The organism is Cupriavidus sp. SK-3 (assembly GCF_000611145.1).
Lineage (GTDB): Bacteria > Pseudomonadota > Gammaproteobacteria > Burkholderiales > Burkholderiaceae > Cupriavidus.
This window is the reverse complement of the sequence record NZ_JFJV02000167.1, coordinates 1-10960: the sequence shown is the minus strand read 5'-3', so window position 1 is coordinate 10960 and position 10960 is coordinate 1. Positions and strand designations below refer to the sequence as shown.

Sequence of the window (10960 nt, the reverse complement as noted above, 5' to 3'; positions counted from 1 at the left end):
GCCAGCGGCAGGCCGTCGCGGTCAGCCAGCCAGAGCGTGTGTTGCCAGGGGCGCGGCGCGCGGCGCCCCGCCACCGGCGCGGCGACCGTGGCGCTGAGCGAAAGCACGAAACGATCGCAATGGCGGCTCAGGTCGCGGCAGGCGGCTTCGCGCACCTGCTGCGCCATCAGGCGCGGCGAGGGCGCGCTCTCGGCGCGCTGCTGCCAGAGCGAGCGGACCAGCTCGAAGCTGTAGCTGCCAGCGTTCAGCTGCTGGACGCAATCGCCCACCGCGTTGGCGTTGTCGGTCAGCGAGCGCAGCATGCCGTCGGCGCCGCCGGCGCTGGCCGCGCGGGTGGCGTCGCCATCGTCCTGCGCGGGCATGGCACGGCGCGCGGCTTCCGCGTCGGCGAATACGGAGCCGCGGCGCGGCGTCTGGAACGCGCGCTCGACCAGCGACGCGCCGTTGGCGAGTTCAAGGTGCTCGGGCACGCGCTGGCCGGTGGAGGCGTAGTAGACCGGCAGGCGGTGCCGGATCACCACGTCGAGCACGGAGCCCAGGTGCGTGGCTTCATCCAGCTTGCTGACGATACAGCCGTCGATGCCGCCGTCGGGCGTGGCATCGTGGCGGTAGGCGTGCACGACTTCGTTGAGGGTGTCGCCGTGGCTGGCGCCGTTGAGCAACAGGATGCGCTGCACCGGCGCCTGCACGCCCGCCAGCATGGCGATCTGCTCCGACAGGTTACGGTCGCGCTGGCTCATGCCGACGGTGTCGATGATCACCAGGTGCTTATCGGTCAGCGCCGCCAGCGCGAAGCGCAGGTCGGCCGCATCCTTGACCGCGTGCACAGGCACGCCCAGGATGTCGCCGTAGATGCGCAGTTGCTCGTGCGCACCGATACGGAAAGTGTCGGTGGTCAGCAAGGCCAGGCGTTCCGGGCCGTGCTTGAGCACGAAGCGCGCTGCCAGCTTGGCCGTGGTGGTGGTCTTGCCCACGCCGGTGGGGCCGACCAGCGCCAGCACGCCGCCCTGGGCGAACAGCGCATCTTCGTCGTTGAGCACCGGGACCTTGCGCGCCAGCTCCTGGCGGATCCAGGTCATGGCGGCGGGCCGGTCATGACCCAGCGGCAGGTGGCCGAGCAGCGATCGCGCAAGCTGTCCGGAGAAGCCAGCAGTCACTAACCAGGTAAACAGCGAGTCGCGCAGCGGATCGCCGCCCAGCGACGGCAGGCTGTGGGTGCCCACGCCGGAGAACTGCCGCTCCATCATGGCGCGCATGGTCTGCAGTTCGCCGCGCAGGTCGCCAAGGGCGCCGTCGACGGCCACCACGGCGGCGGGCGGCGGCGTGAATGCCGGTGCGCTGCTGGCGATGGCGCCGAGATCGGTGTCGCGCATGGCGACAATCTCCACGCCGCCCTCGACGGTGCGGTTGGACAGCACCACGGCATCCGGTCCCATTGCCTCGCGCACCTGGCGCAAGGCCTCGCGGCCATTGGCCGCCACGAATTTAGCTACGCTCATCTTGCGAAACCCCTCACGCTGCGCCACCGATCATGGCGGTGATCCTGATATTTCTGTTGTCCGGCACCTCGGCATGCGAGAGCACCTTGAGCTGCGGCATGGTCCTGCGCAGGAAGCGCGCCAGCAGCGGGCGCAGCGGATGCGGCACCAGCAGCACGGGATCCAGCCCCAGGTGTTCCTGCCTGTTCACCGCGTTCTGCGTTTGCTGCAGCAGGGCATCGGCCAGGCCAGGCTCGATGCCGCCGCCGTTAGTGAGCGCTTGCGACAGCACGCGTTCCAGCCCGGCGTCGAGGCCGATGACCTGGAGGTCGGCGCCGTTGGGGAACCACTGCTGGGTAATGGCACGCCCCAGCGCGACGCGCACCAGCGATGTGAGTTCGTTGGGATCGCTGATCTTCGGCGCGTGCTCGGCCACCACGTCCAGCACGGTGCGCATGTCGCGGATCGGCACGCTCTCGTCCAGCAGGTTCTGCAGGATCTTCTGCAGCGCGGTGAGGGTGATGACCTTGGGCACCAGGTCTTCAGTCAGCTTGGGCGATTCCTTGGCGATGCGGTCCAGCAGCGACTGCACTTCCTGGCGGCCAAGCAGTTCGGCCGCGTGCATATGGATCAGATGGTTGAGGTGAGTGGCCACTACTGTGCTGGCGTCCACCACGGTGTAGCCGTAGATCTGCGCCTGTTCCTTGAGCCCGCCCTCGATCCACACCGCCGGCAGGCCGAATGCCGGGTCCTGGCCGGGCGTGCCTGGCAACGGGCCGGAGACCTGGCCGGGGTTGATCGCCATCCACTGCCCGGGCGTCGCTTCGCCGCGGCCGATCTCCACGCCCTTGAGCGTGATGCGGTAGGCGTTGGGCTTGAGTTCCAGGTTGTCGCGGATATGCACCACCGGCACCAGGAAGCCGATCTCCTGCGCCACCTTCTTGCGGATGCTCTTGATGCGGCCGAGCAGTTCGCCGTTCTGCGCGCGGTCCACCAGCGGGATCAGGCGGTAGCCCACTTCCATGCCGAGCGGGTCCACCAGGCTGACGTCGTCCCAGCTGGCTTCGGTCGACTCGGGCACCATCGCGGGAGCGCGATCCTCGCGCTTCTTCTCCTGCGCCTGCGATGCATCACGCCGTGCCACGTAGCGGCCGAACCACACCAGCGCGCCGGCAAAGGCCAGGAAAGCGAAGTGCGGCATGCCGGGGATGATGCCCATCATGCCGATGATGGCACCGGTCAGGTAGAGCACGCGCGGATTGGAGAACAGCTGGCCGGTCAGCTGCTGGCCCACGTCCTGCTCGTTGGAGACCCGCGAGACGATCACGCCCGCGGCGGTGGAGATCACCAGCGCCGGGATCTGCGCGACCAGGCCATCGCCGATGGTCAGCAGGGTGTAGTTGCGCACCGCGGTGGCGAAGTCCAGGTCATGCTGCACCATGCCCACCACCATGCCTGCGCCGACGTTGATGAACATGATCATCAGACCCGCCACGGCGTCGCCGCGCACGAACTTGCTGGCACCGTCCATCGCGCCATAGAAGTCCGATTCCTGCGATACCTCGGCGCGGCGCTTCTTGGCGCCGTCTTCGTTGATCAGGCCGGCGTTGAGGTCGGCGTCGATCGCCATCTGCTTGCCGGGCATGGCATCGAGCATGAAGCGCGCGCCAACTTCGGCGATACGCCCCGCACCCTTGGTGATGACCATGAAGTTGATCACCACCAGGATGGCGAACACCACGATACCCACGGCGAAGTTGCCGCCCACCAGGAAGTGGCCGAAGGCCTCGATCACCTTGCCCGCGGCGTCCGGCCCGGTGTGCCCTTCCATCAGCACGACACGGGTCGAGGCCACGTTGAGCGACAGGCGCAGCAGCGTAGTGAACAGCAGCACCGCCGGGAAGGCGGCGAAATCCAGCGCCTTCTGCGTGTACATGCCCACCAGCAGCACCATGATCGACAGGGCGATGTTGAACGTAAACAGCAGGTCCAGTACGAAAGGCGGCAGCGGCAGGATCATCATGCCGAGGATCATGATGATCAGCAGCGGGCCGGCCAGGGCCTTCATCTGGCCGCCTCCCCGCCCGCCGGGCAGGTTGAACAGCGAGGTCAATGCGTTCATGCTTGGCTTTCCGGTACGGCAAACTCGTCAGGCACCAGCAACTCGGAGGGTGCCTCCGGATGCGGGCCGTTGCTGTGGTGCCAGTGCTTCAGTTGATAGACCCAGGCCAGAACTTCGGCCACGGAGGTGTACAAGCCGGCCGGAATTTCCTGGCCCAGCTCTACGTGACGGTGCAGCGCCCGCGCCAGCGGCGGCGCGGACAGCAACGGCACGCCGTTCTCGACGGCGATCTCGCGAATGCGCGCGGCAATCGCCTCGCTGCCCTTGGCCACCACGCGCGGCGCGCTCATGCGGCCTTCTTCATAGCGCAGCGCCACGGCGAAGTGCGTGGGGTTGGTCACCACCACGTCAGCCTTGGGCACCTCGGACATCATGCGGCGCTTTGCCATGGCGCGCTGCTGCTGGCGGATGCGCGCCTTGATATGCGGGTCGCCTTCGCTTTCCTTGTGCTCCTGCTTGACCTCTTCCTTGGTCATGCGCAGCTTCTTGTAAAACGTCCAGTACTGCCAGGGCACGTCGATCGCCGCCACCAGCACCAGCGAACCCGCCACCATGGCGCAGGCGCTCAGCACCATCTCCAGCATGTGCAGCAGCGCCTCGTGGATCGGTGCGCTCATCAGCGCGACAGCCTCGGGCAGCCGCCGCCACAGTACCCAGCCGGCCACGCTGCCAACCAGCAATGCCTTGGCGATGGCCTTGGCCAGTTCCACCAGCGATTGCGAGGAGAACAGCCGGCCCAGCCCTTTGAGCGGCGAGAGCCGGGAGAAATCGGGGGCGAAAGACTTGGCGGAGAACAGCCAGCCGCCCAGCAGCATGGGGCCGGCCAGCGCCGCCACGCCAAAAAGGAGCAGCAGGGGCAGGAAGGCCAGCAGGCCTTCCCAGACCGTCATGGCGAAGTGCGACATCATGCGCGACGTATCGAAGGCAACGGCCGGCTCGAAGGCCAGGCCGGCGTGCAATACAGCGTCGAGCTTGCTGGCGAGCGTGCCGCCCAGCATCGACAGGCCCGCCACACCGCTCATCAGCATGATCAGCGTGGCGAGTTCCCGCGAACGCACGACCTGCCCCTCCTCGCGCGCCTTTTCCAGGCGCCGCGATGAGGCAGGTTCGGTTTTCTCGAGATCGCTTTCTTCGGACATGGCCGCTCCGTTACGAAGCGGCATGCGGCCGTTCGTCAGGGACGATTATCGGAGCGGGAAGCGGCGGGCATTAGGGGGAATAGGGCGGGGATTCTGGCGCTGTTTGCGGGATGGCGCCGCCCCGGGCGCGGCGCGGGCGGATGCGGCGCGCTACCCTCCGCCATGGCGGCGGAGGCTTTACCGGCAATGCGCCGGCAAATCGGGCCAGGCCGCCGCGGCGCCGCGGCAAGGGCGCCACCGCTGCCTGGCCAGGACGGTCAGAACCCCAGGCTGGCGAGGAGGTCGTCCACCTGCGACTGGTCGGAGACCACATCGGCCTTGCCTTCCGGGTTGACCTGCGGCCCGTTCATCAGCGTAGCCGGCGCCTCCACCCGACGATCGGCCGGCACGTTATCAATCAGCACCTGCAGCAATTCCTGCTCCAGGGAATGGATCATGTCCATCATCTTCTTGATGACCTGGCCGGTCAGGTCCTGGAAGTCCTGCGCCATCATGATGTCGAGCAGGTGGCTGCCGGTGGCGCGGGCCTGCTGCGGCACGTCCGTCAGGAAGGCACGGGTATCGAGCACCAGCTCGCGCGCGTCGCCCAGCTCCACCGGCTTGTCGAACCAGGCTTCCCAACGCTTGTCCAGCGCCTCGGCCTGCTTCTCCATGCCGGCCTGGATCGGCTGCGCCAGCTCCACCGCGGTCAGCGTGCGCTCGGCAGCCTGCTCGGTCATGGAGGCGATATAGCTGAGCCGGTCGCGCGCGTCGGGGATGGCCTGGGCGGCACGCTCGATTTCCTTGTCGAGCCCCAATTCGCGCATATTGTCGCGCAGCATCCGTGTCAGGGCGCCAATGCGCTGGAACAGCTGCTCGGCAGATTCGTTGCTGAGAGTCGGAGTCGTCGACATATCGCCCACCTTATGCCCCTTCCTTCGCCAGTTTCTCGAAAATTTTGGTAATTTTTTCGTCAAGCGTCGCTGCCGTGAACGGCTTGACCACATAGCCGTTCGCGCCGGCTTGCGCCGCGGCGATGATGTTTTCCTTCTTGGCCTCGGCCGTCACCATCAGCACCGGCAGCTTGGACAGCGGCCCTTCGGCGCGGATGGCCTGCAGCATGCTCAGGCCATCCATGTTCGGCATGTTCCAGTCGGAGATGACGAACTGGAAGCTGCCGTCCTTGACCTTCTCCAGGCCGGCGGCGCCGTCTTCGGCTTCCTCGACGTTGGCAAAGCCCAGTTCCTTAAGCAGGTTGCGGATGATGCGACGCATGGTGGGGAAGTCATCGACCACCAGGATCTTCATGTTCTTGTCCACTCTAACGGCTCCAATACAGTTGTGGAAAGTTGCTTCAATACCTGCGCCTGCCCCTGCGGTATGCGCCCGGGCAAGCGCTTGTGCCCTGTCAAACCCGCTGCGCGCGCGTCCCGAAGGTGGCCAGGCGCGCCATCACGCGCTGGCTCATCGCGTGCAGCGGTACTACCTCATGCACCCCGCCGGCGGCAATCGCCTCCTTGGGCATGCCGAATACGATGCAACTGCTTTCGTCCTGCGCCAGGTTGTAGGCGCCGGCCTCGCGCATGCGCAGCATGCCTTGCGCCCCGTCCTTGCCCATGCCGGTCAGCATCACGCCGATGGCATTCTTGCCTGCATGCTTGGCCGCGGAGTCAAACAGCACCTCCACCGACGGCCGGTGGCGGTTGACCGCCGGCTCCTGCGACAGGTGGGCCACATAGTTGGCCCCGCTGCGCGCGAGCAGCAGGTGCGAGTCTCCCGGCGCGATATAAGCGTAGCCGGGGAGCACGCGTTCGCCGTGCTCCGCCTCCTTGACCGTGATCCGGCACAGGCCGTCCAGGCGCTGCGCGAACGAGCGCGTAAAGCCGGCCGGCATGTGCTGGACGATCAGCACCGCCGGGCAGTCCGGCGGCATCGGCATCAGGAATTCCTTGATGGCCTCGGTGCCGCCGGTGGATGCACCGACGATGATCAGCTTTTCCGTGGACAGCAACGGGCTGCGCAGCATCGGGGCCGCAGGCACTGCCGCCTCCGCGCTGGCCGGCGCGGCGCTGCGGATGCGCGCGCGCGAAGCCGCGCGAATCTTGTCGGCGATGGTGTCGGTGTAGTCCATCAGGCCGTCGCGGATACCCAGCTTTGGCTTGGTGACGAAATCCACCGCACCCAGCTCCAGCGCGCGCATCGTGATTTCCGAACCGCGCTCCGTCAGCGACGAGACCATCAGCACCGGCATCGGCCGCAGCCGCATCAGCCGCTCCAGGAAATCCAGGCCATCCATGCGCGGCATTTCCACGTCAAGCGTGAGCACATCCGGGTTCAGTCGCTTGATCAGGTCGCGAGCCACAAGCGGATCGGGGGCGGTTCCCACCACCTCCATATCGCTCTGGCTGTTGATGATCTCCGTCATCAGGCTGCGTATCAGCGCGGAATCGTCCACGCACAATACCTTGATCTTGGCCGCGGTCATGTCTTGAAAAAATCCTTGTCGGTTCAGGAGACGGCAGCCGATGGCGTGCGTCGTGGAAACAGTTCCGCGCCGCCCTTCCCGGGCGCGGTGCCGGAGCTGGCAATGGCGCGCGCCAGGGCGCGTTCGTTGCGCTCGACCACCACCTGGTCATCCTGGCGTGTGAGCCGGCGCACCAACGCCAGCCCGGTAAGCGGGAAATAGCTGACGCGGCGCGCATGCGGGCCGCGCAGGTCCTGGGCGGCCACGCGGATCTCTTCGGCCTTCAGGTACCTGAGCACGAACTCTGCGTTGCGATCGCCGATATTCAGCGTGGTCATATTGGCCAACACCGCGCCGCCGCCGAATACCTTGGCTTCGAGCCGCTCGCGGCGCGCGCCCATCTTCAGCAATTCGTTGATCAGCACTTCCAGGGCGTAGGAGCCGTAGCGCATCGATGCGGAGAGCAGCCGGTCCGCACCCGCGCCGTCGTCGTCCGGCAGCATGAAGTGGTTCATGCCCCCCACCCCGGCCGTCTCGTCGCGGATGCAGGCAGCCACGCACGAACCCAGCACGGTGGTAAGCACCACGTCCTCGCGCGTCACGTAATACTCGTTCGGCAACAGCTTGATGGCCTGCTTGCCGAACTCGCGGTCGAAATAGCTGCGGGTGGCGATCGCTTCAGGCAACTGGGGGGTGCGCATCACGAACCTCCCAGCCGGGCCGAAGGCGGCGCCAGTTCATACACGGTCTGCCCGCGCAGCTGGAACGCGCGCGTCACGTAGGAGAAATTCTCCGAGTGGCCCGCGAATAGCAGCCCGTGCGGCTTGAGCAGCGGCACGAAGCGCTCCAGGATCTTGCCCTGGGTGGGCTTGTCGAAATAGATCATCACGTTGCGGCAGAAGATCGCGTCAAACTTCTCGCGAATCCCCCAGTCCGGCGCCAGCAGGTTGAGCGGCTCGAAACTGATGGTGCTTGCCAGGTCCGGCTTGACCTTGACCGCGCCCGCGCGCTGGCCAGTGCCCTTGAGGAAGAAGCGTTTGAGCCGTTCCTGCGAGAGCTTGTTCACCTGCTCGCTGGTATAGACCCCGGAGCGGGCCTTGGCCAGTACCTGCGTATCGATGTCCGTGGCGAGCACGGTGGCGGCACGCTCACCCAGCGCTTCGGCCAGCGTGATGGCGATGGAGTATGGCTCCTCGCCGGTCGACGCGGCCGAGCACCATACGGAGTATGGCCGCCCGATCTTCTTGGCATGCTCCGCCAGCAAGGGGAAATGATGCGCCTCGCGGAAGAACGATGTCAGGTTGGTGGTGAGCGCGTTGGTAAAGAACTCCCACTCGTCCGAGCCATTGTCGGCATCGAGCATGGCCAGGTAGGTGCCGAAGTCGACGAGCTGCAGCGTGCGCAGGCGCCGCGCCAGCCGGCTGTACACCATCTCCCGCTTGTGGCTGCCGAGCGAGATACCCGCGCGGCGATGGATCATGGCGCGGATCTTTTCGAAGTCGCGCTCGGTCAGCAGGAAGTCACGCGGCTCGTCGCGCCGCATGGAAGCGGGTTGCGCCGATTGCGGGCCGGCGGCAAAGGCGGTTGGTCGAGGCTGCGTCATGTGTTGCGAGGGCGGTTGGCCGTGGTCTTGCTAATGCGCGCTTTGGCGTGTTTGCGCGTACCGGAATGCGGGATCAGGCGAACTCGGCTTCCACCAGTTCCATTTCCGGGCTGGTCATCAGTTTTTCGATGTCGATCAGGATCAGCATGCGGCCGTCGACGGTACCGAGGCCGGTCAGGTGCTCGTTCGAGACCGAAACGCCGAACTCCGGTGCCGGCTTGATGGCTTCGCCGGTCAGGGTCAGCACATCCGAAACGCCATCCACCACGATGCCGACGACACGTCCGGCAATATTGAGGATGATGACCACGGTCTGGTGGTCATAGCGCACGTTGCCGAGCCGGAACTTCAGGCGCAGGTCGACGATCGGCACGATCACGCCGCGCAGATTCGTCACGCCCTTGATGAAGTCAGGCGCGTTCGCCAGGCGGGTCACCGCGTCGTAGCCGCGGATCTCCTGCACCTTGAGAATGTCGATGCCATATTCTTCGCTCCCCAGCGTGAAAACCAGGAATTCCTGCCCGGAGGCTTCGCTCCCCGGGGTATCGATGTGTCCGATGCCGGCCATGATGTCTTGTTCTCCTGAGCGTTAAGCAAGCGCCGGGTCTTGGCGGCGCACACCGGTGCGCTGCAGCGCACCGACGTCCACGATCAGTGCCACGCTGCCGTCGCCGAGGATGGTGGCGGCGGAAATGCAAGGCACCTTGCGGTAGTTGGTTTCGAGATTCTTCAGCACGACCTGGTGCTGGCCGATCAGCTGGTCCACCAGCATCGCGAAGCGCTTGCCTTCGGCCTGCAGGATCACGGCGATGCCCTGGGTCGGCTCATGCACGGCATCGGCCACGTTGAACACGCGATGCAGTTCCAGCAACGGCAGGTACTCGCCGCGCACATGCATGACGCGGTCGTTGTTGGCAGCCGTGTGCACGTCTTCCGGCTTGGGCTGCAGCGACTCCATCACGCAGTTCAGCGGCAGGATGAAGGTTTCCGCGCCCACCTTGACGGACATGCCGTCCAGGATCGCGAGCGTCAGCGGCAGCACGATGCGGGTGGTGGTGCCCTGGCCAGGGCGCGACGTGACCTCGACGTGGCCACCCATTTCCTGGATGTTCCGCTTGACCACGTCCATGCCCACGCCGCGGCCGGACAGGTCGGTCACCGCTTCGGCGGTGGAGAAGCCCGGCGCGAAGATCAGCTGCCAGACTTCCTCGTCGCTGATGTTCTCGGACACCGGCAGGCCGTTCTGCAGCGCCTTTGCGAGGATCTTGTCGCGGCGCAGGCCGCCGCCGTCGTCGCTCACTTCAATGACGATGTTGCCGCCGTGGTGCTGCGCCGACAGGATCAGCTGCCCGGTGGGTTCCTTGCCCGCGGCAACGCGCAGGTCCGGTGTCTCGATGCCGTGGTCCAGGCTGTTGCGCACCAGGTGGGTGAGCGGGTCGATGATGCGTTCGATCAGGCTCTTGTCAAGCTCGGTGGCCTTGCCGAAGGTGACCAGATCGATCTGCTTGCCCAGCTTGCCGGCCAGGTCGCGCACCAGGCGCGGGAAGCGCGAGAACACGTAGTCCATCGGCATCATGCGGATCGACATCACGGCTTCCTGCAGGTCGCGCGCATTGCGCTCAAGCTGGCCCATGCCGGAGAACAGCCGGTCGAACAGCACCGGATCGAGCGCCGAGGCCGTCTGCGCCAGCATCGATTGCGTGATGACCAGCTCGCCCACCAGGTTGATGATCTGGTCGACCTTTTCGGTCGGCACACGGATGGAGCCGGACTCCTGTGCGTGAGCCGCGGCAGCGGGCTGCGCCTTGGCCTTTTCCTTGGCGGGAGCCGGTGCCGCGGCGGCCGCCGCTGCCGCCGGTGCAGCGGCTGCGGGAGCCGGAACCGGAGCGGGAGCCGGTGCCGCTGCTGCCGGGGCAGCCGCAGCAGCCGGCGCGTCCGCCGCTTCCACCAAGATCTGGTCGCCGTCGACGACGAAGCAGCACACGGCGATGATGTCGTCGGCGCTGCACTGGCTCTGCAGCCAGACGGTGAGATCGCCGCCCACTTCCTGCTGGCCCGTGATCTCGCCCAGGTTGGCGAGCTCTTCGCGCAACAGCGCCTGGTCGGACGGCGATACCTTGATCAGCGTCACCTTCAACCCGCCGCCCGCTGCGGGCGCGGGCGCCGGCGCAGCGG

General features: G+C 66.5%; 10 protein-coding genes. All 10 read right to left on the bottom strand.

Features of this window, described 5'->3' with window-relative positions:
- Positions 1–1499 (bottom strand): flagellar biosynthesis protein FlhF (gene flhF / locus CF70_RS16950; protein WP_035866992.1); only part of this gene is annotated, 1499 nt, incomplete at its 3' end.
- A gap of 13 nt (positions 1500–1512) precedes the next feature.
- Entirely contained in the window at positions 1513–3600 is a 2088-nt protein-coding gene (gene flhA / locus CF70_RS16945; protein WP_035866989.1) for a flagellar biosynthesis protein FlhA, read from the bottom strand.
- Complete coding sequence (gene flhB, locus CF70_RS16940; RefSeq protein ID WP_035866988.1) at positions 3597–4739, bottom strand: flagellar biosynthesis protein FlhB; 1143 nt, start codon at positions 4737–4739, stop codon at positions 3597–3599. The genes flhA and flhB overlap by 4 nt, the downstream gene beginning before the upstream one ends.
- 257 nt (positions 4740–4996) lie before the next feature.
- Complete coding sequence (gene cheZ / locus CF70_RS16935; protein WP_035866991.1) at positions 4997–5632, bottom strand: protein phosphatase CheZ; 636 nt, start codon at positions 5630–5632, stop codon at positions 4997–4999.
- Positions 5633–5642: 10 nt separating this feature from the next.
- Positions 5643–6038, bottom strand: coding sequence for a chemotaxis response regulator CheY (gene cheY, locus CF70_RS16930; RefSeq protein WP_035866985.1), 396 nt, complete (start codon positions 6036–6038; stop codon positions 5643–5645).
- 88 nt (positions 6039–6126) lie between these two features.
- A complete protein-coding gene (locus CF70_RS16925) occupies positions 6127–7203 on the bottom strand; it encodes a protein-glutamate methylesterase/protein-glutamine glutaminase (protein WP_035866982.1) in 1077 nt (358 codons plus the stop codon).
- Positions 7204–7226: 23 nt separating this feature from the next.
- Positions 7227–7883: a chemoreceptor glutamine deamidase CheD gene (gene cheD, locus CF70_RS16920; RefSeq protein ID WP_035866980.1), complete on the bottom strand. Its 657-nt coding sequence runs from the start codon at positions 7881–7883 to the stop codon at positions 7227–7229.
- Entirely contained in the window at positions 7883–8785 is a 903-nt protein-coding gene (locus CF70_RS16915) for a CheR family methyltransferase (protein ID WP_035866978.1), read from the bottom strand. The genes cheD and CF70_RS16915 overlap by 1 nt, the downstream gene beginning before the upstream one ends.
- A gap of 73 nt (positions 8786–8858) precedes the next feature.
- Positions 8859–9353, bottom strand: a complete 495-nt coding sequence (gene cheW / locus CF70_RS16910) for a chemotaxis protein CheW (RefSeq protein ID WP_035866976.1) — start codon at positions 9351–9353, stop codon at positions 8859–8861.
- Positions 9354–9374: 21 nt separating this feature from the next.
- Positions 9375–10960 (bottom strand): chemotaxis protein CheA (gene cheA, locus CF70_RS16905; RefSeq protein WP_035866975.1); only part of this gene is annotated, 1586 nt, incomplete at its 5' end.